The sequence below is a fragment of the Bartonella sp. CR84HXZ genome (assembly GCF_042194535.1).
GTDB lineage: Bacteria > Pseudomonadota > Alphaproteobacteria > Rhizobiales > Rhizobiaceae > Bartonella > Bartonella grahamii.
Window position 1 is genome coordinate 68,479 of the sequence record NZ_JBHIMY010000006.1, and the last position, 24,714, is coordinate 93,192.

The window sequence follows — 24,714 nt, forward strand, 5'->3', positions numbered from 1 at the left end:
GTCGTACAGTGTGGTTGAATGGTGGAACCTAAAGCCTGAGAATTCAAGCTGAGACATTAGCCTGCTTTATAAGTATCGCGAGATTCCGGGAGTTTTTGCCATGTCCAGGTGCGATGAGCACTAAAAGCAAAAAAAGCTGATTCGAACTCAGTACTTTCAGACTCCCGGAATACGCATAAGAGGCGCTCGCAACCGGTAGGGGAGCTTGAAGTGAAAGCTAAAAATCCACACTTTAACGATATTTCGATAGGCAGAAAAATTCGCTTTAAAAGAACAATGATCGGAATGTCGCAAAAGCAATTAGGCAGCCAGTTAGGTGTGACTTTTCAACAAATCCAAAAATATGAAAAAGGCTCTAATCGTATAGGGGCGGGGCGTTTACAAGAAATTGCTGATATTCTCAATGTTCCCATTTCCTTTTTTTACGCTGATCTCTCAACAAAAGAAAACTTCTTGTATCCTTATGATGAAAGGATCTCGAGCAAAGAAGAGCAAGTCCTTTTGAAAAGTTTTAGAGAGCTCAAACCTAAAAAGCAGAAAGCAATTTTAAGATTAAATTTTCGTTAGAATTAAAAAAAGATTAAAGAGGCTCTTGCTAAATAATAAATTATTATATAAACCCTTTTTCAGAGAAGGGGGTTAGCATTTCTCCCTCCCCCCCCCCGCAGAAATGTCGAAATAAAACCTCCTTCTCATCGTTTTAACAATCACGAAAAATTTTATCCTTTATCTTTTATTTTTTTAAAAAGAGTGACTTATTTGTGCTAGAAAAGTTGCTGTATTAGGCAAATTGGGGGGTGGGGTGTTTTTAGGATTTGGGAAGGGTTTGAAAAATCGTCTTGCCAAATAGAGTTCTCAAAAGGAAACAGTGGAGAGCGATCATCCAAAGGGCGCACAGTGGAGAGTAATCATCAAAGGGGGCGGCTTAAAAGAAGCTACCAAAAATCTGGAACTTCAGGCTTTAAATGAGGACCAATCCGTACCGCCGAGACCTTTTCTGCTAAACCTGTGCGATCTGAAATCTCAACCGCTAAACCACAAAGGGTGGCGGGACCACACGCCGGTTCAAAACGATCTTGCTTCGTCTTATAAAGAAAACGGTGTAAGGGTTCTTCTTTATCCATTCCAAGAGATGAATTATAATCTCCACACATGCCTGCATCTGTTAAATAGGCGCTCCCACCTTCTAAGATCTGCGCGTCAGCCGTGGGAATATGCGTATGTGTGCCAACGATAACACTCACACGACCATCAAGAAAATGGCCAAAACATTGTTTCTCGCTTGTCGTTTCTGCGTGAAAGTCAAAAATAACCGTATCGGCTTGCTCCATCAATGAACAGGCAAGCAGAATATTTTCCGCTGTTTCAAATGGATCTTCTACTTTGCACGGCATAAAAACGCTGCCCAACAGATTGGCGACAAGAACACGGGCTCCATTTTTTGCCGTAAAAATACCAACACCTCTTCCGGGAATTTCTTTCGAAAAATTGGCAGGGCGTAAAAAACGATCGCTCTCATGGGCATACTGCAATGCTTCTTTGTGAGAAAAAGCATGATTGCCCGTGGTGACAACATCAACACCGGCTATCAAAAGATCTTGATACGTTTCTTGTGTGAGACCAAAACCACCAGAGGCATTTTCACCATTTACCACAACAAAATCAAGCTGCCACTTCTTAATCAGTTGAGGAAGGTGTTCAAAAACAGCTTTACAGCCTGTGTTACCAACAATGTCACCTAAAAATAAAAAACGCATAGGCACTTTAATCACATTTTAACATTTTAAGAAACCTTTTTCTGTAAAAATTCCCTGTACCTGTAGATCATGTTCTGCTGCGGGAATAGAGGAAACCTCCTGACATGAAAATCCTATGCCCCATAATGTCATTTGATGCCCTTGTTTTTCAAGAGCTTCAACCGCACGGTCATAATATCCTCCTCCATAGCCAAGACGGTGACATTGACGATCAAACGCAGAAAGTGGAACAATAATATTATTGGGGACAACAACACCATTGTCGGCACTGGGACCAAAGGTGCCAAAGCGCATGGGCTCTAAAATCGTGCTGGGCGAAAATGCACGGAAAACCATGGTGGTGGGATTAAGTACTGCTGGTAAGGCTAAACGTCCGCCGCGTAATGCTACAGCATCCAGTAAAGGACGCGGGTCAATTTCCGATTTAATGGGCCAATAGCCTGCCAAAATGAGGCGTGAAAAATCTGTCCCCTTTTTTTCAAGGTATTCAATAAAGTGGCAACAAGCACGCTGCGAAAAGAGTGTGCGCTCTTCTATTAAAAGAGCATCACGACGCGATAAACCGCTTTTGCGCTGCTGTGTACGAAGGGATGAAGCAGATTCACAGAGGGGATTTTGTGTCATTGTCTCGCCAGTTGTTTTATAAGATGCTGGCATTTTATCTATTGTTGGCGTTTTGTAAATCTCTGTTAAGATAAGAGCTGTGCTCATGAAAAAAAAGCATGAAAAAAGTGTGTGCTCTTTAGGGGGTATCGGTGCGACAAGCCGCTTTTGCGCTGCTTGCTGTGCAAAGGGATGAAGCGGATTTACAGAGGGGATTTTTTTGTAAGTGCTGTCTGTTTCATAAAATAAAGCCCCTCGTAATTTTTATTTTTTGAAAAGAGAGTATCGTCATTAGTCTTATGTAAAAGGTCGCTCTCAATTTTTATCTGGAAAAATTTTGATGTAAAAAAGGGTGATCCACAACAGCCGATGGAAAAAGCTGATCCCGGGAACCTATACAAATAGGTGGGCGCCATATGAAAAAGCCCACGGGCTTGATCAGGGACAGCTCCCTTGGAGATCATTAAGGTCTCAGGAATACGTTATTTCCTGTCGAGAAGCGCAGAACACCCTCCTTAATATAAAACAATTTCAGAGTTTCTGCTAGAGATAAAATAACCGCGATCTCTTATTTTTCATAAAGTTTTTTCAAGATGGTTTTACAATCTTGCTGGTGGCTGCTGGAAATGGCTGTATTATATATAGAACGCTTTATTCAAAGCAAAAAAAGCAAAAAATATGAGTAGGGGTGGGTGATTGAGTGACGCAGAACAGTTTATTGGCAATCGCTTGATTTTTATGTTTCGCGGGAATGCTTGGAGGAGATTTGAAGGGAGACATTTCTTATTCAAGGATGTTTGTTTAACTGACATTGCGTCTTTGAAGTTTTTTCCTTGTAGGGAATATTTCAGTGCTGTTTTATCAACTTTGAGGGGTGAAGGAGAGCCGATACGGTATGTGCTCCGCTATGGTTGAAGCTCATAAAAATAAAAAAAGACGATGACAGTTTATCAAAGGTTCTTAGCGATGTTTTAAGCTTTTTTCAAAAAATATTTTTTGAGGATCGCGTTTACAAATTTTTTATCCATGATGGAGGGATGTAAAAAAAAGAGGTGGTGTGAAGAAGACTCAGGTGTGAAGCGTTTGCTTGCTATGAGAAGAAATTCTGTAGAGGGTATATTGGAAGTGTTTGGAAGCTGCCTTCAATACAAAACAGGTCAAAATTCAAAAAAGACATTGTCAATTGCGTGGTGGGGGGTGATGGCGTGGTTATAAGCAGGGGGCTTTTAGTTTATTGAGTGGAATGTGAAGCCGGCTTGCGTTTTATCTAAGTTTGAAAGGATGTCGTAAAGCGTCTCGTTTTTGAATGGTTTCAAAGAGCTTGTGGTGTTTGTTCGTCTAACAGAGCTTGCACGCGCTTTTGAATCCTGCGCATTTGTGGGTAATACTCTAATGCTGCTTCATAAGCTTTAAGAGCAAGTTTTGGACGCTCTGTTGCCTCCATGGTAACGCCAAGTTCAAAAAAAGCTATATAGTTGCGCGGCTCAAGTTCAAGAGCATGGTTGAGATCAAGCATGGCAAGCTTGAAGTCGTTTAGTTGAATGTGAATCCAAGCACGTCTTACCCAAGCTTCAGCGTAAGTAGGTAAAAGTGCAAGAGCATTATCAATATAATCAAGCGCAAGTCCATAATCGTCGCTACTGATCGCATTTTCAGCCCATGACATTAAAAGATCAATTGTATCGCTCCCCGATTGCGACCATAAAAGTTGAAGTTGTTGACTGATCTTTTTCGCTTGAGAAACATCAGCACAATATTTCAACTCTTTCAGTAAACGTAAAATTTCGGCTTCTTTGCGTTGCTTAACTCTGTCAACATGGGAAAGCTGCTCTTTGTCAAAATCTTCAAGAGTAATCGCAGACAAATCAGAATCAGAGGGCATTGAGGAAGGGGCAGGAGAATTGGGAATAAGATCATCTAACGGTAAAAGCGATTGTGGAGAAGGACGATCTTCAGGAAGCGAAGGAGGATTTTGCCCATAGCTAGAGGGAACAAAACAAAAAATGCCAACAAAAAAAAGAAAAAAAATGTGCTGGAAGATACAGAAAAAACGCAGCTGAAAAAATCGAAAAGCTTTTAGAAAAATAGAAGAATCCATAAAAACAAGCCCCCAAAAGATAAATCACCAAATATTATCAAACAATGGACTCGTAACCAACGGACTTATAACCAAAAAAACCTTAAGAAAAATTTTTAAGCCTACAAAAAGTAGGCATAAAAACATTAACCCTAAAAGAATTAGCCCTGACGCGCTCTAAAACGTGGGTTCGTTTTATTAAGAATATAAATACGACCTTTACGACGCACCAAACGATTGTTACGGTGGCGCTCCTTTAGTGCTTTAAGCGAATTTTTAATTTTCATCATATTCACCGTTAAACAGTTTACGTAACACAATACTATAATACAACATTAAAACACGAAAATACAATATTACAACCCCAATACACTGCTCACACTATGAACATTGCATTGCGATATCGTACTTGCATCATAACATCACACGACACACTTTTTCACTGTGATCACAAAAAGAGAAGCGCACTCTTAAGGTACGCATTAACCACTTCATTAGCACAACGAATAAGTGAAAATTGCAAAAAAGTAAGAAAGATTTAACAAGAAGTCTTATTCTTGTCAAGGGTGTATTATACATTTCCTATGGTGGGTTAATGGTTGCCTTGAAGGTAAAAATATTCTCGCAAAAAAGAAGAATAAAAAGTGGAAACAAGTAAAAGCTTCTCATTTGTGAGAAGAGAAACCTGTTTTTCCGTAAAATATCATCGTTTAGGCGGTGTAGAAGGCTTATATAAAATTTATACCATGATGTGTTTTTTGTTAGTGTGTGAGGATATTCTTAAAGTTTGCTCTTAAAACCTAGAAAATAAATTGCATGATGAAGACAAAAGGGATGAATTGATAAGGATCAATTTCTACTGTTCATAGTAGACATAGCAAACTTAAGAGTCTCGCATAGTGTTATGGTTTTCTCATTACAAATCTATGTATCTTTAACCATAGCATTTGCTGCCTGCATATCACAAGCGGGATTGGTGTATGGGTAAAAACACTTGAAGAGTAAGGAATAAAACGGTCTTTTATAAATGCTTTCAAGTGCAAGAGAGTGCTGCAACATTGGGGACTGGCAAAACGGTGTGATGAGGCTGGCGTTTACGCTTCATAAGCTTGAAGAAGGGGTGGTGCACTATAAATGTTTAAGCTATTATCGAGAGCTTTTATACTCTATGATGAGGGGCTGTTGTGAAGTGGTGGCAATGTGCATTGGCCAAGTGTTTCTTTAAAATAAGTGTTTCTCTAAAATAAGCGCGTAAATTGGTAATACAAGTGTCTTCTGTTTGAGGCTTTTTATTTTACGTGAGGGCTGAGAGGATGTTTGGGAATGGATAAGCTTAGTGCTGTAATCACGTCCTGTAATTATATCTTTGACGTGGAGATCAGGAACGGAGTGGCGCGCTTGGAACTTCTAATGGGGGATTAAATTTGTGCTATTAGAGTGAAAGATTCTGCATAAATTTCTCTTTGAAGTCAATAGCTTATGATTTTTTGCAACCCAATTATTTCTACGTGTATTTCTACGTGGGGTGGATTGCTGGATATTGTCAAGCGGATGGGGAATTCAAACCATCCGGTGAGAGAGCCAGTATACTGAGAATACACTTTGGCTCTTGAATGTGGATGGTTTGAATTCCTTTTAATATCCATGCTGTAGAAAAATTTGACCTTCCCAAGGGTGATCTATGATGATGTTTATTGAAAGAGTGAAAGGTTCACATTATCTGGCGATAAACGTAATAAAAGTATGTCATAATACCAATTTATATACATATTGCAAATGCCAAAGAGAGCTGACACAATGATCATTGGTATCCCGATCGATAGGGGCAGTGACTCTCTTCCTCCCATAAGGCATGCTATACAAAGAATTCCTGTCGTTAATAAAAAGATTATCGACAGGATTTTCGTTACGAAAACAATGGGTTTACGAAAGGTTAAAAGAAAGAGGAATAGCATGTGTCTAAATGGACCCCCTTTACGTTTTTGAGGAGGAACAGACTGTGCCTCATTTAAAGTTGCTTCATTATTTTTAGAAATGAAGTATTTTTTCGCTAAATGAGCGTTTTAAAGGCAATGATAGTATTAAAATGATAGTATTAAAAAGTATAATTTAGCTTTACTAGGATAATAAAATAAACATTTATACTTAGTCAATTAAGGGTGCTGTTAGGTGCTCTTGAAAGAAGCTTGGAGCGCGAAAAAAATTGAAACTTCGTGAAGTGTGCGGGTCTGATGGTCTTGATGAATGTCATTGTTGAGCAGGATAGAGAGTTACAGAGAGTCTTTTGTGGGTGAGAGTATGCGTAAACAAAGTACGCTTACGATAAGGGAGTTCATAAAGAACTGTGCGGGATGCAATAAAGATATGCCATAAAACCCATGAGCATTATACGGTGGTGATGCGCCTTATAATTTATTGTTTTAACAGGATTAAAAGGTGGGAAAATCGATGCGCTGAAAAGAGGGGGAGCGTGAGAGAAGAAAAATTGATTTGTAAAGAAGAAATTTAAGCCGTTGGGGGACGTTGAGGAGACTTTTTCGAGAAAGATGTTGAGCGGATGAACAAAAGAAGAAGGTCCTCTATCCGTTAAGGAAAAAAGAGAGAGAGGAAAGTTGCTATGCTGGAGGGGCTATCTTCTGATCAATATTGGGCTGCGTTTGCGAGAGTTGTTTGGGTAGAGTAATACGTTTTACCTCTCAGCGATTTTATGAGAAAACAAAACTCATGCTTTTGTGAAAATGCTTTTGTGCAAAAATAAACATAAGAAGAGAAGCTAGAGGCAATAAAAGCGCATCGTGGATTGGTATCTATGGGCGCAATAGATTAGTTTATTTCCTAAAGATTGGGATTAAAAGAAAAATGAAGGGGCTGCCGTTATCATGGGAGAATAATGATGCCTAGAGGTAACATGTTGGATGAGGCGGTGATGTTGGATGAGGGGATGATGTTTTTGAGAAAAAAAGGGGGACAGAGTTTTGGGTGGGAAAGAAGGGTTGAAAGGGGTTGGGGAGCGTTTGTTGAGCCGCATGGATAGTCAATCGGTGTGGAGTGAAGATTTGTTTTTGAGGGGGGATGAGATGTGAAACGGTTTGTGGGCGAGAAGAGGTGATGTTTTTAAAAGAGCAGGGCTTGTAGGAGGGTGTGAAGGGGGGAGAAGCCCCCATGTCAGGGGAAAGTTAAAAGGTCAGGGGTGTGCGCGATTTGAGCCGCTGGATATCGGTGTGAGGGGAGAGGGTGCTTTTTCTGTCTTCACTTGGGTGAAAAAGCGTTTTTATATGTGAGCGTTAAGATTTGCTCGCTGGTCCCATTAATTGGATGACATGCCCCATTTTGCGGTAGGGTTGAACAGTGCTTTTGCCATATAAATGGATTGAGGTGCGCTCTTGCGTGAGAAAATATTTTAACGTGCTTAAATTGTTCCCAAGAAGATTTGTCATTTGGCAATCGCTATGACGGTATGTGCTGCCTAAGGGAAGACCGCAAATAGCACGGATATGCTGTTCAAATTGTGAAGTTATGCATGCTTTTTGTGTCCAATGACCAGAATTATGGACACGCGGCGCGAGTTCATTTACTAAAAGATGACCATCCGTTAAGACAAAAAGTTCAATACAAAGAACACCAACATAATCGAGGGCATCCATTACTGTTAGGCTGATTTCTTGGGCTGCTTTTTGCACGTCAAGTGGAATATGGGATGGAACAAAGGATTTATGAAGAATTCCGTTTTTATGTTGGTTTTCAGGGCAATCATAAAAAATATGTTCCCCTTGTTTTGTGCGAGCCGAGAGAACTGAAATTTCTGATAAAAAAGGAACTATTTCTTCCAAAATACAAGGCTGCTCCTGAAAAGTCCTTAAGGCTTCGTCAAGGGTTTGTTCATTGGGGCGGTCAAGTTTGATCTGGTTTTTCCCATCATAACCAAAACGACGCGTCTTTAAAAGACCACGTTCGCCTAAGGCATCGAGAGCGGAAAGAAGAGAAGAAGAATTGTCAACAGCATACCATGAGGCGGTTCCAATCCCTTGATCACGTAAAAATTGCTTCTCAAAAAGTCGATCTTGCGTGATCTCTAATGCTTTGGAAGAAGGATAAACAGGCTTACTCTTCTCTACATATTGAACCGTTTGAAGCGAAAGATTTTCAAATTCATAGCTGACAACATCACACTGAGAAATAAAATGATCTAAAGCTGATGTATCGTCATAGGAGGCAACAATATGGCTGTTTGCTGTTTGAGCGGCTGGGCAATCGGCCTCAGGGCAAAAAATAACTGTTCGAAACCCTAATTCTGCGGCCGCTATGGCGAGCATCCGTGCTAATTGTCCGCCCCCGATTAAACCAATGACGCTGCCTGGAGGTAATATGTTAGGTGAGGGGGCGTTGGACGAGAGGGGCGTGTTGGATGAGAGGGTGGTGTTGGAAAACGGTGCCATTTTAAACCTCCGTTACAGGCGTTTTGGCGACATTGGCTGTTTGTTGTTGACGCCAATCTTGTAATCGCTGGGCGAGATCATGATCATAAATGGCCATAACGGCTGCGGCTAAAAGTGCTGCATTAATTGCGCCTGCTTTGCCAATTGCTAATGTGCCAACGGGTATCCCTGCTGGCATTTGCACAATTGAAAGCAAAGAATCTTGACCAGAAAGAGAATGAGAATGCACTGGAACGCCAAAAACAGGAAGAGGCGTAAGGGCTGCTAGCATACCAGGAAGATGCGCTGCACCCCCTGCACCGGCAATTAAAACTTTAAACCCTGCGTCTTTTGCTTCTTTTGCAAATTGATAAAGGCGTTCAGGAGTTCGGTGTGCTGAGACAATATGCGAACTATGAGAAATACCAAGATTCGTCAAAATATCTGCACTATGGCACATCGTTTGCCAATCCGATTGGCTCCCCATTAAAATCGCGACATCACATGATTTTTTCATCATTCACCATCCTTTTCAAAGGTTCAATGCGATTCTTTATCATTATTTTTTTAAAAGTTTTATATTCTCTTTGCAAAGCCAATTGATGACAGAGAAACAGTTATTTTTCAAATAAGATGGAAAGCTAAAAATTTAAAGGGGGATCTCGAGAGTTGAAAAATTAAAGTATTGAAGGTTATGAAGCACTTCTTTTGAGGGGGAGGGATGAATTTTGAGGGGGGTGTTAAGGGGTGGTGTGGGACCTATGAGGCTGTTGAGCTGCGGGATTGTCGTTTATTTAAGGTAAGAGGAAAAAATACATCGGGGGAAAGCCATTGATTGTAAGTTTTAAAAAATGTCTCATTTTTATTTGCTAAAATAAACATGGTCACCATATATTATAAAATCTGCTGCAATTTGAAAAATTGCTTATGAGAAAAAGAGATTTTTATGGCGAAAATGCGTTGCAAAGTGAGGATATTCTTTTGAGAAAAAAGAGATGTCGCTCTCTTAATTTCAAAGGCTATTTATTTTGCTGTTCAAGTGATTCTATTAATTGAGTGGGGGAATATGCTCTTTGTAATCGTTGATATATTTTTAATAATAGCTGATATAAAGGGAAGCGAATAATCAACGCTTTTGTGCTTTTGTTAAGATGTGTTTCTTAGCGATTATATGGTTCTGCGTTTTTTCACTTAAATATGATGACAAGATAAAGTGAATGACGAATTGTGAATAATAAATCCATGGTCTCTTTTTTGCCCAATTTTGTAATAATGGTGAACGCTGAAATAAATTAAAAGTTAAACACCGGATGTAAAGGAGATTTAAAGCTATGTTTTTTCCATTTTTAATCGCTTTAGGTACTGCAATAACGACTATGTATGGCAAAAAAAATATAAGTTATGCTTTGTGGGCAATTTTATTCGTTGTCATTCTTCTCACTTTCAATCATCACGCAACTTCTACTTTAAATTTATCTTTTTGAGAGAATAGCCATGGAACAAGTTGAACAAAAAAACCCTCATTTCGTCATCTTTATGAATACGCTAGGACTCATTGGGTTATCTATTGTCTTGGTGGTGGCTTTTTATTATCAATTGGTAAAGTTTGAGTTACCTTGTCCCCTTTGTTTGCTACAGCGCGTTGGATTGATGCTGGCAGGTTGTGGGTTCTTGCTCAATATTCACCATAAGGTGAAAAATACTCATTATGGTATGGTTATTCTCGGTTGTATGGTAACGAGTGCCGTTGCAGCACGGCAAGTATTTTTGCATATAACACCTGATGATTTGGGATATGGTTCAACGTTCTTTGGATTGCATTTTTATACTTGGGCTTTCATTATTTCTGTCCTTTGTATCTTTGCTGTCTCATTTGTCATGATTTTAGGCGAATTGGCACATAAGTTCAAAGAATTTTCTCCTTTTCCATTTTTGAGTAAAACGGCAAGTTTTTTATTTGTGTTTTTGATTGCGGCAAATTTGATTTCTACCATACTGGAATGTGGTGGTGGACAATGTGCTGATGATCCTGTAAGGTATGAATTGTTATCAAATTGGTTCCCTTCACAGTCTTGAATTTTTAATAATCCCTCATCGTGATTTTATTGTTAAAGAGGCGGAAATGTTAAAAAATCCGCTTCTTTTTTATTGATTGGGAAGACATTTTAGCAAGATTATTCGATAATCTGATCTTTTATGCCAACACTGGCTTTTATGAGCGCTTGCGATTGATGTTTTTTAGCGAAGACTTGCTCTGTGAACCTTTTATACTGTCTTTTGAGGGAGATAAAAGGATTGGTTGCAGGTGTTTTTAGAACAATCCCAGATTGTTGAGCTGCGTGGGTTAAAAAGCTTCGTTTTTTAAAGGTGCATTAACGATAAAAAATTTTTATTCTTGATTTTTCTTAACATTGCGTTAAATAAGTTATTGTATTCATTTTGATGCTTCTGAAGTATCTTTGCTGCTTTTAGAGGGATTAATTTAAAATTTTGAAAATTATCTGAATAATTTTCTGCAGAGGTTTGTTTATTAGAGGCAAACCTTTTTTTTTATCTAATTTTTAGATCTTTTCTTTTCAGTGTGAAGCCTTTTTTAGAAAAAATAAAGCGTCTGGATGACTCTCTTTTTTATTAAGATGTTGATTTATAATGATAAATTATCATTTCCAACGTGAAGCACAACGCTGAAATATAATAAGATTTTCTCATCACCCGTTCTCTCATATTGAATCAATTAAAATTACTTGCTTGCACATCATGAGCGGATGGGCCATGTGGGTAAAAACTTTACAAGAAAGGCATGCCTTTAATGAATTGGCTCTTGAACTGAAGGCTGTCCGCAACATTGGGAGTGGCAGAGTTTTTGTGATGCTGCCGGTGTTTTCCTCTATAAACGTAAAGATGTTGAATGGATTTTATTCCCTTCATGGGGGCTTTTCCATACCTTTATGGATAGCGTTTGCGAAATGGGTGTGACGAGCGTTGAGAGATCTGTCTTTAAAACAAGCGTGTGAATATGCAACGCAAGTATATTGTGTTTTGTGCGTTTTGTCTTACGAAAAAATACTGTGACTTATAAGGATAAGTTATCATTGCGGATGTTGAATGAGAAAAACGAAAAGGTTCTCTCATTTCAAATTTTCTTATAGTCAATCAATTAAATGTACTCTCGTACGTTACAAGAAAGCACTGGATGTAAATAAAAAATCTTTTAAAAGTCGTAAAATGCTTCCTATAAATCCTTTTGATAGCTAGAAGTTGTCGAAAAAATTTATGCTGGTCAATGCAAATAATAGGGCGGTTTATATCTATGATTTAAGTGAAAATAGAGGGATTTAAATGAAAAGGGAGGCGAGATTTTAATGACAGTTGGTGAAAACGTTATTGTGTAATGCATTTTTTACAGATTTTCTGCTTTCTGTAATGACGTAAAAGCGTAAAAACGGAAATGTGCAAAAAAGTAAGCTGCGATTTTATGTGTGGTGTGTGATTTTATCATGGCATGGAATGTAGAGAGAAGAATTGGGGTTTGGGGATGAAGAGTCTGTGAAGGGAGGGGAAGTTTGGATGAAGAGGCGGGTGCGTTGATGAGAGAGAAGAAGAGGGTGTGGGAGAATAGAGGGGGAAAGTTGCTTTTTGAAGAGGGAGTGAACGGGTGCTTTCAGTGATCTTACTTTAGGGTGGTGAAGGGGCAAGAATATTTTAGAATAGGACGTATCTGTCGCGTTTGATGAAACATCATCTTTTGAGGGGTGGGTGATCTGAAGTTTATAGGGGGAGTTGGATATTGGCAAATAATGTCAATTGTTACTCTTTTGCTTAATCAGAAATCAGCCATAAGATTGCTTTTTGTTTTTTCGCTTTGAGTTCTCTAAAGTTTTTCAAAAGGGTGTGTTCTTTTTCGCTGTATGTTTCTTGATCATAGTGTGCGGCATGTGTTGAAAGATTTTCTTTTGTGGCAATATCTGCATAAAAAAAGCTTATGGGAACATCCAGTTTTTGGGCGATTTCGAGTAAACACCCTGCGCTTACACGATTTAAGCCTTTTTCATATTTTTGGATTTGTTGGAAACTGACGCCTAAATAGCTTCCTAATTCTTTTTGGGAAAGTCCCATTGAAATGCGTCTATGGCGGATTCTTTTGCCTATCAAAATGTCGATAAAATTTGGATTTTTAGTTGGCACTTCAAGTCCCCTCCGGTTGCGAGCGCCCTCGCATTGGTATTCCGGGAGTCTGAAAACACTGACTTGACTCAGCCTTTTGCTTTTAGTGCTAGAGCGCACCTGGACATAGCAAAATCTCCCGGAATTCCGGGATACCCGCAAAGCGGGATAAATTCATGTGTCAAGTCTTCGGGTTTTCAGTTCCCTATTGGTCGTTGCGTATACGACCAAACTTACAGTATTCATTCATAAGGCAATTTCAGAAAATTGGCAAGAGAAATCAAAATCTTTCTATTCTATTATGCCGTAAAACACTGCTCTTTGAGAGGTGTGGTGTGCTGGTTTGAATTTGACTTAAGGGAGTATATGAATGGAATAATGTTAATTGTTACTCTTTTGCTTAATCAGAAATCAGCCATAAGATTGCTTTTTGTTTTTTCGCTTTGAGTTCTCTAAAGTTTTTCAAAAGGGTGTGTTCTTTTTCGCTGTATGTTTCTTGATCATAGTGTGCGGCATGTGTTGAAAGATTTTCTTTTGTGGCAATATCTGCATAAAAAAAGCTTATGGGAACATCCAGTTTTTGGGCGATTTCGAGTAAACACCCTGCGCTTACACGATTTAAGCCTTTTTCATATTTTGGGATTTGTTGGAAACTGACGCCTAAATAGCTTCCTAATTCTTTTTGGGAAAGTCCCATGGCAATTCTTCTTTGACGAATTCTTTTGCCTATCAAAATATCAATAAAATTTGGATTTTTAGTTGGCACTTCAAGCTCCCTCCGGTTGCGAGCGCCCTCGCATTGGTATTCCGGGAGTCAAAAATACTGAACCTAAATCAGCTTTTTGCTTTTAGTACTCATCGCACCTGGACATAGCAAAAACTCCCGGAATCCCGGGAAACCCACAAAAGTGGGATAAATCTATGTTTAGGTTTCGGGTTTTTGATCCCCTATTGATCGTTGCGTATACGACCAAAGTTACAGTATTCATTCATAAGGCAATTTCAGGAGATTGGCAAGAGAAATCAATATGTCATAAAACGGCGTTATTGGGGGGGTGATATCAGGCATATCAATTTATCAAGGTGTTTTTTAGAGTGTGATGAATATTTTAGGCTGGATTTCTTTGTCTGGTCTGATGAAACAGTCTCGTTTGAGGGGGGGTGATTTGAAGTGCGTGGGGGTGTTGGGTAAGAAGCTGGGTTGTAGAGCATTGTTTTCAGAGCAGCGCGGGGGTGGTGGTGTGGAAGTTTCATTTGGCTGCTTTCTGTGAATGTATAAAAGCGTAAAAACGGAAATGTGCAAAAAAGGAAAAGGCTTTATGTCGTTAGGGGGCGTTGTGGTTAATGAGACGGAATGTATAGGGATCGTGTTTTCAAGCTGGGAGAGCAACATAAATAGAAGGAGTGGCTTAGAGGAAGTGTGTGGAGAGAGGAAAAATGGGGCAGGCTGTGTGGGGAAATGCATAGAGAGTGGAGAGGGCTGTGGAGCATGTCGTGGATGGATTTGTGAAGGATGTTTTTGAAAAAAGGAGGGGGCTTCTGGATGGGGAGAGGTGTTTGCATTTATCCCAATGGCGCATGTTTAGGGTGTGGAAGGCGGAAGGTGAGGAAAAGTTGGAGGGATGAGGATTGTTTGTAAGTCGTGGAGATAGTCAGAGGCATTGGGAAAACGCTTGAGGGGGAGAAATTTTAGCGCAATTTCTCGTCACTCTGAAATCAAGATCATCCTAAAAATTGGAGGAAATGGGTGGGAAAAATTGGTGGAGAGAAAGTTTTGAGCCTCAATGTGTGTGGTGATATGTGTGGTGATGTTTTTTGAGCGCATGAGAGAGTAAACTTGAAAAACCTTTCTCTTTTTGTTGAATTTTTATTCACAAACTTAAGAAAATAGGATATGAACGCTGGAAATAACGCACAGCTTAACAAAATATGTGCACTGTAAAGGAAATGTTTGTTTATGTCAAAAGAAGAAGTTTTAGAATTTTCTGGTATCGTTACTGAACTCTTACCGAATGCAATGTTTCGTGTGAAACTGGAAAATGATCATGAAATTATTGCGCATACTGCTGGTAGAATGCGGAAAAATCGTATTCGCGTGTTGGCAGGTGATAAAATCATGGTGGAAATGACACCTTATGATTTGACAAAAGGGCGCATTACATATCGCTATAAGTAGCCTAAGGGGTGGCTTGCGCTTTTTTGTAAAAGCCATCATATTATTTCTATTATTTTTTAACAGTTTTTAAGCTTGCTTTTCATGAGTGAAAAAATCATGAGTGAAAAAAGGGGAGTGTTTGAATGGCATTGAAAAACTGTAAAATCAATGCGGAAAAAAGATAAGGAGATTAATGGCGCTTAAAAAGGGGGCGCGTAAAAGGGGCGAGAGGGAAGTCGATTGTGAAGGGGTGGAAATGAAAAATATAAGAGAGTGGGGGAAAAAACGTTTGGCAGATGCTCTTACAGAAGGAATTCATTTGGTGCTTGCTTCTGCTTCGCCAAGACGTTTAGCGCTCTTAGCACAAATAGGGATTGATCCTCAGCAGGTTTGTGCAAGCGATATTGATGAAACGCCAAAATTAAAAGAACATCCTGCAAATCTTGCCAAACGTTTGGCAAAAGAAAAAGCGCTGAAAGCCCAAGAAATTTTGCGCTGGTACGATCAGAATGGTCAAGAAGAGTTGCAGAATGGTCAAGAAAAATTACCTCAACAGAAAATGATTATCTTGGCTGCTGATACGGTGGTGGCTGTGGGGCGCACCATTCTCCCCAAACCAGAGGGTGAAGACGAGGCTTATGAATGTTTGCGATACCTTTCTGGGCGTTCGCACAAGGTCTATGGCGCCGTTTGTGCGCTCAATGAACGTGGAAAAATAACCGTAAAATTGGTTGAAAGTCGTGTCCGTTTTAGACGCTTAACTTCTTCCATGATGAAGGCTTACCTTGCTTCTGGTGAATGGCAAGGGAAAGCTGGTGGCTACGCTATTCAGGGAAAAGCCGGTGCTTTTGTTGTCTATATCACGGGTTCTTATTCTAATGTTGTGGGATTGCCTTTGGCTGAAACAGTCGATCTCTTGACCGCTTATCACTATCCACTTTTCACTCATTGGGTTGAAGAAACGCATTAGAAAAACTTTAAGGCAAGATCAATGCAAGGTGAAAAGCAACAAAAAGAAAAAAGCAAAAATGAAAAAAAAGGAACAGAAGAAAAGTTAATGAAGGAGCAGATGACAAAGGTGCGCCAAGAAAAAAAAGAGCTAAATTTGCAAAAAGAGACTCGTCCTCCGCATCCTTGTCCTATTTGTGGTCAAATGTCACAACAAAACGCCTATCCTTTTTGTTCCACACGGTGCCGAGCCATTGATCTTAATCGTTGGCTTTCAGGCGCTTATATTTTACCGCCCCCGCCGCAGAAAAGTGATGAAGAAGAATAAAGAGTCCTCTTGAGGAGAGAATGCTCAGAGCGTTTTTCGTGTTGGAGCTGAAGGTGAGGGCGCGCGGGATTATCGTAAATGGATTCAAGAGCTGGATTAACGGCTTGGTTATTGTCGTCATTCGCAAAGACGCAGATTAAGTTCAATCAATGATGAAAGTTTTAATACATATCTAAGACTTAGCACCAGTGGTTTTGTAATTATAAATTGCTTTGTTGCGGAAGGTCGTTGATGCCTTTAGGGTGTGAGGGAAGAATTGATAATCCAATCAGTATTGCTAAGGAAAAAGAGGGGGGCGTGTTTTAGTGCAAATAGACGGGGCAACAAACAATCGCTTGTTGGTGCTTTTGCTGGGTAATGGCATGGTGTCATTTGGGGGCTGGATTGATTATATCGTGATTTTGACCGTATCTGTGTTCATCTGGAAAGCTGATCAATATGATGTCGCTTTCATTGGAGCGGCAACATTATTACCGGGTATCGTTCTGTCTAAGCCAATTGGAATGTTGGTAAGTCATCGTTATATGATACATTGGTTGCGTGCATCGTTGTTGTTACGGGCGTTATGTACTGTCGTTTTATTGATGGCGACGAGTCTGCAGGGATTTATTATACTGGCAGTTATTCGAGCGACATTCAATAGTCTAGCCATTCCAGCAATTTTCGTTCTCAGTGCAAATTCTGTGCCTGAAAAAGAACGTACTCGTTACTATTCTGTGCTTAACATGATCAATAGCATGGCGAAGATGATAGGACCTGCTTTGGGGAGTACGCTCTCTGCGTTTTTGTCAGATACATATACTTTATTGTTTTCTGGATTTCTGACGTTGCTAGGCTTTATAGTGTTTTGTTGTCTTGGTGCACAACCTGTCTCGTCGCTCATAGTAAAAACAGCGAACACCATGAAATCACAGCATAGGCTTTATGGGACAACTTGGTATGCCTATGTGGCGGTGATGTTTGTGTATTTTGCCATGATCTTTATGGTGAATAATCAGTTGCCTGTCATCCTTAATGCACTGAAAATGAATAAACAGGCTCTTGGGATGTTGGTATCTGCTTCAGGGATTGGTAATTTTTTATATGGGTTTTGGAGAGTGAAACAATCAAAGCATAAACCCCTTACAGGCAAAATATCAGAGTTGTTAATGCCTGCAATGTCAACAATGGTTTGTTTTGTAATGATTTCAGTGTGCTTTTTTTACTTGGATTTACTCCGTATTGAAACTTTGTTTTTCTGTTCTTTTCTTGTTGGAATGGTTAGTGCCTACTTTTCCATATCTTCTAATGTTTATCTGGTAACCAATTTCAATGAACAGATTGGGTTGGCTTCTGGATGGGTGCAGTCTATACAAAATTTAGCTATGTTGGTGGCTCCCTTTGTTGGAGCGTTTGTTTTAGGTCACACTTCGGCTGGGCAGTTGTTCCTTTTTTCTGGATTGAGTGGGTTATTCTGTTTATTGGGTATCAGGATATTGGTAAGCCGTTCTTTGTTCATTATTCATTCTGAATGATTGGCTCATCAACGAAACATGTGTTGTAAATCATTTTTCTGAGATTTAGAGGACGTGGAGATAATCCAACATAGAGCAGCTTTTTCAACGTTATAAGCTCAATCTTTTGATTTTTACTTAACCGCTCATATGTTTTTTTCGGGGCTTTGCCTTCTTGACACTGTTCTACCGTCTCATAAACTCAAGCGGAGACATGGTTTTGAGTAACGATTGCACTGTATTGAACCCTGTTATGCTACGAATAGTTAAACTTTCAACCCCAGCCACTGATCCTCAATCAGCTTGGCTTGAAGCAATAACGGAAACAGAAAATGAGCTATAGTATAAATTATCCTACATGCCGTAAAATATCACTCTTTGAGGGGGGTGGTGATATCAAGTATGGGAAATTTTAGGCAGGGGGTATGTTAACTGTTGTGCTTTTGCTTAATCAGAAATCAACCACAAGATTGCTTTTTGTTTTTTCGCTTTGAGCTCTCTAAAATTTTTCAAAAGGGTGTGTTCTTTTTCGCTATAGGTTTCTTGATCGTGGTGTAAGAGAGTGTCTTTTATTGAGATATCTTCTTTTGTAGCAAGGTCTGCATAAAAAAAGCTCATGGGAACATCTAGTTTTTGGGCGATTTCCAGTAAACATTTGGCACTTACACGATTAAAGCCTTTTTCATACTTTTGGATTTGTTGGAAACTGACGCCTAAATGGCTCCCTAATTCTTTTTGGGAAAGCCCTATTGAAATGCGTCTGTGACGGATTCTTTTGCCTATCAAAATGTCGATAAAATGTGGATTTTTAGTTGGCACTTAAAGCCCCCCTCCGGTTGCGAGCGCCCTCGCATTGGTATTCCGGGAGGTTGGATTCACTGAACTTAAACAGTCTCTTGTTTTTAGTGCTGATAGCACTTGGACATAACAAAAGCCCCCGGAATTTCCGGGATAGCCATAATTGTTTATGTGTTAAGTTTTAAGGAATCCAACTCCTTATTGACCGTTGCGTGGACGATCAAAAACACAGATCAATTCATAAAGTAGTTTCAGGAAATTGGCAAGAAAAATTAAAATAATATCAAAGACTATAAGATTGGGTACTTTTTAAAAAAGTGCGAAATATGGATTATAAATCGCGTTTTTTGCTTAATCAGAAATGTCGATAAAATGTGGATTTTTGGTTGGCACTTCAAGCACCCCGCTGGGGGCGAGCGCCCTCGCATTGGTATTCTGGGAGTCAAAATACTGAGCTCTAGTCAGTTTTTTTGCTTTTAGTGCTGGTAAGCACCTGGACATAGCAAAAACTCCCAGAATCTCAAGATATCCGCAAAGCGGGTTTGTTTTTACGCTAGAGCTTAGGGCTTGTTTTCCCTGTTGATCGCTGCGTGGACGACTAAAACACTTTTAAATTTGTAAAGTAATTTCAGTATATTGGCAAGAAAAATCAAAAATATTTTTTATTCTGTTATGCCATAAAACATCGCTCTTTTAGGGGGGGAAGAGCTAGAATATTCATGATAGGGCTTGATTTGTTGAGTCTGAGGAAGTGCTGTCGTTTGAGGAGGGGTGTCTGAAGACTGTAAGGGGTACTAGGCAAAAAGCTTTGTTCGTTTACAGACCAGTGTTTATAGAGCAGCGTGGGGTGGTGAACCTTTCCTTTAGCTTTGTTCTGTAAAGATGTAAAAGCGTGAAAATGTGAATCTGTAAAAGTGAAGCGGAGGATTTATAGATTTACGTATAGTCAAGATGATTTTAAATTTAAAGTATTAGGTTATTCAGCAGGGAAAGCAGCGTTTCCTAGTTTAGATAAAAAAAACTAATATTGTACAAACTGGATTGTACTTATATCTAGATGATAAAAGAGTTTTGTTTGTTACAGCAAGAACAGCTATTCGAGATTTTTTTGATATTGTCTCTAAATTTGGGACCCCTAGTCAAAATATGGGACTGATTTTATCTGTAAAATTAATTAAATCTAGTAACAATAATAGATCATACTATGTAATGAAAATACACGGTGTTGGTAATGAGGCTTGACTTTAAAATAAGAATGCAAGTTCAATTTTATGATCCAGAAACAAAAGAAACTTATGATTTTAAAGATTATGAAGTTTTAGATAAATGTTTTAACACTGAAAAGCTTATTGCTCTTTTGCAAGAAAAAACAGGTGCTGTAATTGCATTATCATAAAAATGAGCCCTCTGCGGGAACAGAGGGCTTCAATAGCGGAGGTGAATTTTCAACATTGGGGAAAGCAATGTCAAAAAAACTGATCTACAAAATTTAAAACAACGTATAAATTATGCAAATCCACATCTTAGTACTTCTTTGGGTATAGAAACAACACATGAATCTATACCTTCGGAAACCATTACTACTAAGAATGTATGTAAAACTAGCAGAGAATTAAAGAAATGGCAAGCTGAAAAAAAGTTTAAACAAAAAAACTTTGTTGTTCGTGCTCATAAATATAATGAATCAATTCCAAATAGTGCTTTTCATTTTAAAGCGTATCCTGAAACTGAAAATCAGTTAATTCACTACAATAACCATATAACTACATTAAAAAGAAATATTGTTAAAGATAGCAGTTCTAAAAGACTGATTTTAATAAATAATTTCTTAAAAGCTAAAGATGATATCATAAAAGATATGGTTAAAAGACATTTTATTAAAAAAAGGATATTTTAAAAAATACGATACTTTACCAAGCCTTGTAATGAACAATTTATCGGAAATGACAAAAGCAACTTTTTTAACACCTCCTTTAGAATTAAATGGTGATGAGATATTAAGAAATGCATATAAAGGTGGGTTTTGTTTTTTTAATCAAGAAATGGGGACATACATATAATGAAATTGAAGTATACGATGTTAACAGTATGTACTCAGCTATGATGTTAAAATTATTACCTATAAGTAATCCTATTTACAAAAAAGGCGGAATATTCATAAATTCATATTGTGCGTGTTTTGGGGTCGCGTTGAGCTTTTGTTTGGCGTGGAATGTGGTCAGAGAACTGGGGGGAGGCATTTGTGAATGGAGGGGGAAGAGGGGTGTTAAGTTGTGAAGTGTGTGATGGTGAGGCTTTGCTGGTGGGGTTGTGATGGTGGGGTTGTGCTGGTGGAGGGTATAGGGGAATTGCAGTTTTTATTTAAATAATGACAGTGCACCTTTCTCTCCCTCTTGCTATAGGGCTTGTGAGGACCCATATTCTTTTTAGCACTACGGTTCTTCTTCATGCGGCATCATTTGCGGTGTTTTGTGGGGATTGGTTGGTCCTTTGAAGATGTCTCTTTTGTGGAATGTTGGGGAGTTTAAAGTGCGGCGGTGGCTTGAGATTTAAGGAAAAAAAATGAACTTGGAAAAATATAGCGAACGGTTGCAAGGTTTTTTACAATCAGCACAAAATAGTGCCCTCTCTTCTGATCATCAGCAATTTATGCCGGAGCATCTGTTGAAAGTGCTGTTAGACGATTCTCAAGGGTTGGCGGCATCACTGATCCAAAAAGCGGGTGGTGATCTTACTCTTATTCGAAAGGCGCTTAACGAAGCACTTGATGCTTTGCCAAAAGTGCAAGGGGGAAATGGACAGCTCTATTTGTCTCAGCCGTTGGCAAAAGTCTTTAACATGGCTGAAGATCTGGCGAAAAAAGCCGGTGATCAATTTGTGACTGTGGAGCGTGTGTTGCAAGCACTGATCATGGAAAAGACCGCAAAAACCGCTGATATTTTAACAAAGGGTGGTTTGACAGCGCAAGCGCTTAATCAGGCTATTAATGATTTGCGGAAGGGAAAAACAGCAACAAGCCCCCATGCCGAAAGCCAATATGATGCTTTGCAAAAATATGCTCGTGATTTGACAAAAGATGCTCGTGAAGGAAAACTTGATCCTGTGATTGGGCGGGAAGAGGAAATTCGCCGCACTGTTCAGGTGCTTTCACGGCGTACCAAAAATAATCCTGTGCTGATTGGTGAACCAGGGGTGGGGAAAACAGCTATTGTGGAAGGGTTGGCATTGCGCATTGTTAATGGCGATGTGCCTGAAACTTTGCGTGATAAACAGCTTCATGCGCTCGATATGGGAGCGCTTATCGCTGGTGCAAAGTTTCGTGGGGAATTCGAAGAGCGCCTCAAAGCGGTGCTGGCAGAGGTGCAAGCTGAAAATGGACAGATCATTTTGTTTATCGATGAATTGCATAATCTCGTGGGGGCAGGAAAATCCGATGGTCCTATGGATGCTTCCAACCTGCTAAAACCTGCTCTCGCACGCGGAGAACTCCATTGTGTGGGGGCTACGACTTTGGATGAATATCGAAAATATGTCGAAAAAGATGCTGCTCTTGCACGCCGCTTCCAGCCTGTCTTTGTGCCGGAACCCTCTTTAGAGGATACCATCTCTATTTTGCGCGGTATTAAAGAAAAATATGAACAACATCACAAAGTGCGCTTGGCTGATAGTGCTTTGATTGCGGCGGCGCGTTTGTCTAACCGCTATATTACGGATCGTTTCTTGCCTGATAAAGCTATTGATCTTATCGATGAAGCGGCGGCACGGTTGCGGATGCAGGTCGATTCAAAGCCGGAAGAACTTGATGCACTTGATCGGCGTATTTTACAGTTGAAAATTGAACGTGAAGCTTTGAAAACAGATGTCGAGCCAACAGCAAAAGAACGTTTGAAAAGCGTGCAGGATGAACTGAAAATATTGGAACAACAGTCCGCTGAGATGACAACGGCTTGGCAGGCTGAGAAACAAAAATTAGGGCATGCTGCTGATTTGAAAAAACAACTCGAAGAAGCACGCAATGCTTTGGCTATTGCACAGCGTGATGGACAATTCCAAAAAGCTGGAGAGCTCGCTTATAGCGTTATCCCTGAACTCGAAAAACAATTGAGCATCGCTGAAAATGATGACCAACAAAATCATCTCGTTGAAGAAACGGTTACTGCTGAACATGTGGCACGGATTGTTTCACGCTGGACCGGTATTCCTGTTGATCGAATGCTGGAGGCAGAACGGGAGGCGCTGTTGCGGATGGAAGATGAAATTAGCAAACGTGTGATTGGTCAAGGCGAAGCTGTTCAAGCTGTTTCTCGCGCTGTACGCCGCGCGCGCGCAGGGTTGCAAGATCCCAATCGTCCGCTTGGCTCTTTCATGTTTTTGGGTCCTACTGGTGTGGGGAAAACCGAATTAACCAAAGCTCTGGCCGCTTTTCTTTTCCAAGACTCCAATGCCATGTTGCGCATCGATATGTCTGAATATATGGAAAAACATGCTGGGGCGCGGCTTATTGGGGCGCCGCCTGGATATGTTGGATATGAAGAGGGAGGCGTGCTGACCGAAGCCGTACGCAGAAGACCTTATCAGGTCATTCTGTTCGACGAAATTGAAAAAGCACATCCTGATATTTTTAATCTCTTGTTGCAAGTGCTCGATGAGGGACGTTTGACCGATAGTCAAGGACGTACCGTCGATTTTCGCAATACCTTGCTGATTATGACTTCTAATCTTGGTGCTGAATTTTTAACCGCTTTGCCTGAAGGACAAACAACTGATCAGGCAAAAAATGATGTCATGAATGTCGTCAAAGCGGCTTTTCGCCCTGAATTTTTAAACCGTATTGATGAGATTATTCTTTTTCAACGATTGCAACGCCACGATATGGAAGCGATCGTCGATATTCAGATAGAACATTTGCAAAATTTGCTCAATGAACGCAAAATAACTTTGCAAATCGAGCCAGAGGTGAGGAAATTTCTTGCCGATAAAGGCTATGATCCTCTCTATGGTGCACGTCCGCTTAAACGGATTATCCAAAAAGAAATTCAAGACCCACTGGCGGAAAATATCTTGTTTGGAAAAATTCACGATGAAACAACGGTGAAAATTATAAAACAAGGTGATCGGTTGGAATTTTTGCCTGAAGATTAAGTTTGAAGAAATTCACGCTATAAAGGGCGGTGATAATCCTATTGTGCGATAAAACACCGCTCTTTGAGGCGTGCTGATTTAGAAAAATTCACGATGAGACAGCGGGTGTTTTATTGCAAAGCAAAGGGAGTGGTCGGTGTTTTTGCATATTAAATGAGTGTTCTCGAATATCGTAGGATTCTTTTATTTCTGTTTGTAGTGAAAACTATTTTCTTGCAATGTAATGAGTGAAGTCACAAGCGGGATTGCTTTATTGCTTTATTGCTTTGTGCGTAAAAGCGTTAAAGAGAAATGCCGTTTATCTGCCGTAAAATATTGCTCTTTGAGGGGGTGTGGGGAGCTGGTTTGAATGTGACTTAGGGGGGATATGAATGGAATAATGTTGATCGTTGCGCTGTTGCTTAATCAGAAATTAGCCACAAGATTGCTTTTTGTTTTTTAGATTTGAGCTCTCTAAAGTTTTTTAAAAGTGCGTGTTCTTTTTCGCTATAGGTGCATTGATCAAGGTGTAAGAGAGTGTCTTTTGTTGAAAGATCTTCTTTTGTGGCAAGGTCTGCATAAAAGAAGTTTACGGGGACATCTAGTTTTTGGGCGATTTCGAGCAAACATTTTGCACTTACACGATTAAAGCCTTTTTCATACTTTTGGATTTGTTGGAAACTGACGCCTAAATGACTTCCTAATTCTTTTTGGGAAAGCCCTATTGCAATGCGTCTATGACGGATTCTTTTGCCTATCAAAATGTCGATAAAATGTGGATTTTTAGTTGGCACTTCAAGCCCCCCTCCGGTTGCGAGCGCCCTCGCATTGGTATTCCGGGAGCCTGAAAGCACT

The 24,714-nt window shown here is 39.7% G+C and carries 24 protein-coding genes and 1 other RNA gene; 14 read left to right on the forward strand and 11 right to left on the reverse strand.

Going from position 1 to position 24,714, the window contains the following annotated elements:
• Nucleotides 1-210: 210 nt before the first annotated feature.
• Nucleotides 211-567 (forward strand): helix-turn-helix domain-containing protein, encoded by a 357-nt coding sequence (locus ACFIKD_RS04310; protein WP_375647304.1) that lies wholly within the window; start codon nt 211-213, stop codon nt 565-567.
• 368 nt (nt 568-935) lie between these two features.
• Here ACFIKD_RS04310 and ACFIKD_RS04315 read toward each other — a convergent pair whose 3' ends face one another.
• The 5 genes from ACFIKD_RS04315 to ykgO all read right to left on the reverse strand — a co-directional run bounded on the left by ACFIKD_RS04315 (nt 936) and on the right by ykgO (nt 4,724).
• On the reverse strand, nt 936-1,757 hold the full coding sequence (locus ACFIKD_RS04315; protein WP_375647328.1) for a TIGR00282 family metallophosphoesterase: 822 nt from the start codon (nt 1,755-1,757) through the stop codon (nt 936-938).
• Between the two features lie 18 nt (nt 1,758-1,775).
• Nucleotides 1,776-2,381 carry a 5-formyltetrahydrofolate cyclo-ligase gene (locus ACFIKD_RS04320; protein WP_375647329.1) on the reverse strand — a complete coding sequence of 202 codons (606 nt, stop codon included), beginning with the start codon at nt 2,379-2,381 and terminating at the stop codon, nt 1,776-1,778.
• Between the two features lie 329 nt (nt 2,382-2,710).
• A non-coding RNA gene (ssrS, locus tag ACFIKD_RS04325) (6S RNA) lies at nt 2,711-2,871 on the reverse strand.
• A gap of 801 nt (nt 2,872-3,672) precedes the next feature.
• Nucleotides 3,673-4,458, reverse strand: coding sequence for a tetratricopeptide repeat protein (locus ACFIKD_RS04330; RefSeq protein WP_375635618.1), 786 nt, complete (start codon nt 4,456-4,458; stop codon nt 3,673-3,675).
• Nucleotides 4,459-4,598: 140 nt separating this feature from the next.
• The gene (gene ykgO / locus ACFIKD_RS04335; protein ID WP_013545486.1) at nt 4,599-4,724 is read right to left on the reverse strand and encodes a type B 50S ribosomal protein L36; all 126 of its coding nucleotides are present in this window, start codon (nt 4,722-4,724) and stop codon (nt 4,599-4,601) included.
• A 2,603-nt stretch (nt 4,725-7,327) separates the two neighbouring features.
• Here ykgO and ACFIKD_RS04340 point away from each other — a divergent pair.
• The gene (locus ACFIKD_RS04340; protein ID WP_375635619.1) at nt 7,328-7,471 is read left to right on the forward strand and encodes a hypothetical protein; all 144 of its coding nucleotides are present in this window, start codon (nt 7,328-7,330) and stop codon (nt 7,469-7,471) included.
• 250 nt (nt 7,472-7,721) lie between these two features.
• Here the strand turns inward: ACFIKD_RS04340 and ACFIKD_RS04345 are convergent, their stop codons facing one another.
• Both ACFIKD_RS04345 and purE read right to left on the reverse strand, forming a co-directional pair.
• Nucleotides 7,722-8,873, reverse strand: a complete 1,152-nt coding sequence (locus ACFIKD_RS04345) for a 5-(carboxyamino)imidazole ribonucleotide synthase (protein WP_375635620.1) — start codon at nt 8,871-8,873, stop codon at nt 7,722-7,724.
• A gap of 1 nt (nt 8,874) precedes the next feature.
• The gene (gene purE / locus ACFIKD_RS04350) at nt 8,875-9,372 is read right to left on the reverse strand and encodes a 5-(carboxyamino)imidazole ribonucleotide mutase (protein WP_015856858.1); all 498 of its coding nucleotides are present in this window, start codon (nt 9,370-9,372) and stop codon (nt 8,875-8,877) included.
• Between the two features lie 811 nt (nt 9,373-10,183).
• Here purE and ACFIKD_RS04355 point away from each other — a divergent pair.
• The 3 genes from ACFIKD_RS04355 (at nt 10,184) to ACFIKD_RS04365 (ending at nt 11,828) form a co-directional block, all read left to right on the forward strand.
• Complete coding sequence (locus ACFIKD_RS04355) at nt 10,184-10,336, forward strand: DUF5993 family protein (protein WP_015856857.1); 153 nt, start codon at nt 10,184-10,186, stop codon at nt 10,334-10,336.
• Between the two features lie 10 nt (nt 10,337-10,346).
• Nucleotides 10,347-10,928, forward strand: coding sequence for a disulfide bond formation protein B (locus tag ACFIKD_RS04360; protein WP_375635621.1), 582 nt, complete (start codon nt 10,347-10,349; stop codon nt 10,926-10,928).
• Between the two features lie 696 nt (nt 10,929-11,624).
• The gene (locus tag ACFIKD_RS04365; protein ID WP_375647305.1) at nt 11,625-11,828 is read left to right on the forward strand and encodes a hypothetical protein; all 204 of its coding nucleotides are present in this window, start codon (nt 11,625-11,627) and stop codon (nt 11,826-11,828) included.
• A gap of 843 nt (nt 11,829-12,671) precedes the next feature.
• On the opposite strand, the gene ACFIKD_RS04370 is transcribed toward ACFIKD_RS04365, so the two are convergent.
• Nucleotides 12,672-13,037, reverse strand: a complete 366-nt coding sequence (locus tag ACFIKD_RS04370; RefSeq protein WP_375635623.1) for a helix-turn-helix domain-containing protein — start codon at nt 13,035-13,037, stop codon at nt 12,672-12,674.
• A 379-nt stretch (nt 13,038-13,416) separates the two neighbouring features.
• Nucleotides 13,417-13,782 (reverse strand): helix-turn-helix domain-containing protein, encoded by a 366-nt coding sequence (locus ACFIKD_RS04375; RefSeq protein WP_375647306.1) that lies wholly within the window; start codon nt 13,780-13,782, stop codon nt 13,417-13,419.
• A 728-nt stretch (nt 13,783-14,510) separates the two neighbouring features.
• Between ACFIKD_RS04375 and ACFIKD_RS04380 the strand changes: the two genes are divergently transcribed.
• The 5 genes from ACFIKD_RS04380 to ACFIKD_RS04400 all read left to right on the forward strand — a co-directional run bounded on the left by ACFIKD_RS04380 (nt 14,511) and on the right by ACFIKD_RS04400 (nt 17,961).
• Nucleotides 14,511-14,642, forward strand: coding sequence for a hypothetical protein (locus tag ACFIKD_RS04380; protein WP_375635626.1), 132 nt, complete (start codon nt 14,511-14,513; stop codon nt 14,640-14,642).
• Nucleotides 14,643-14,973: 331 nt separating this feature from the next.
• The gene (gene infA / locus ACFIKD_RS04385) at nt 14,974-15,192 is read left to right on the forward strand and encodes a translation initiation factor IF-1 (RefSeq protein ID WP_004857577.1); all 219 of its coding nucleotides are present in this window, start codon (nt 14,974-14,976) and stop codon (nt 15,190-15,192) included.
• A 235-nt stretch (nt 15,193-15,427) separates the two neighbouring features.
• A complete protein-coding gene (locus tag ACFIKD_RS04390; protein ID WP_375635662.1) occupies nt 15,428-16,141 on the forward strand; it encodes a Maf family nucleotide pyrophosphatase in 714 nt (237 codons plus the stop codon).
• Nucleotides 16,142-16,162: 21 nt separating this feature from the next.
• A complete protein-coding gene (gene yacG / locus ACFIKD_RS04395) occupies nt 16,163-16,447 on the forward strand; it encodes a DNA gyrase inhibitor YacG (RefSeq protein ID WP_015856851.1) in 285 nt (94 codons plus the stop codon).
• Nucleotides 16,448-16,752: 305 nt separating this feature from the next.
• Nucleotides 16,753-17,961 carry an MFS transporter gene (locus ACFIKD_RS04400; protein ID WP_375647307.1) on the forward strand — a complete coding sequence of 403 codons (1,209 nt, stop codon included), beginning with the start codon at nt 16,753-16,755 and terminating at the stop codon, nt 17,959-17,961.
• A 426-nt stretch (nt 17,962-18,387) separates the two neighbouring features.
• Here ACFIKD_RS04400 and ACFIKD_RS04405 read toward each other — a convergent pair whose 3' ends face one another.
• Complete coding sequence (locus ACFIKD_RS04405; protein ID WP_375647308.1) at nt 18,388-18,759, reverse strand: helix-turn-helix domain-containing protein; 372 nt, start codon at nt 18,757-18,759, stop codon at nt 18,388-18,390.
• A 1,210-nt stretch (nt 18,760-19,969) separates the two neighbouring features.
• On the opposite strand from ACFIKD_RS04405, the gene ACFIKD_RS04410 reads away from it, so the two are divergent.
• The 4 genes from ACFIKD_RS04410 to clpB all read left to right on the forward strand — a co-directional run bounded on the left by ACFIKD_RS04410 (nt 19,970) and on the right by clpB (nt 23,880).
• Nucleotides 19,970-20,134 (forward strand): hypothetical protein, encoded by a 165-nt coding sequence (locus tag ACFIKD_RS04410; protein ID WP_375647310.1) that lies wholly within the window; start codon nt 19,970-19,972, stop codon nt 20,132-20,134.
• 138 nt (nt 20,135-20,272) lie between these two features.
• Nucleotides 20,273-20,635 (forward strand): hypothetical protein, encoded by a 363-nt coding sequence (locus tag ACFIKD_RS04415; RefSeq protein WP_375647311.1) that lies wholly within the window; start codon nt 20,273-20,275, stop codon nt 20,633-20,635.
• Between the two features lie 107 nt (nt 20,636-20,742).
• Nucleotides 20,743-21,015, forward strand: coding sequence for a DNA polymerase (locus tag ACFIKD_RS04420; protein WP_375647312.1), 273 nt, complete (start codon nt 20,743-20,745; stop codon nt 21,013-21,015).
• Nucleotides 21,016-21,300: 285 nt separating this feature from the next.
• A complete protein-coding gene (clpB, locus tag ACFIKD_RS04425; RefSeq protein WP_375647314.1) occupies nt 21,301-23,880 on the forward strand; it encodes an ATP-dependent chaperone ClpB in 2,580 nt (859 codons plus the stop codon).
• Nucleotides 23,881-24,281: 401 nt separating this feature from the next.
• Here clpB and ACFIKD_RS04430 read toward each other — a convergent pair whose 3' ends face one another.
• Nucleotides 24,282-24,653 (reverse strand): helix-turn-helix domain-containing protein, encoded by a 372-nt coding sequence (locus tag ACFIKD_RS04430; protein ID WP_375647315.1) that lies wholly within the window; start codon nt 24,651-24,653, stop codon nt 24,282-24,284.
• Nucleotides 24,654-24,714 lie beyond the last annotated feature (61 nt).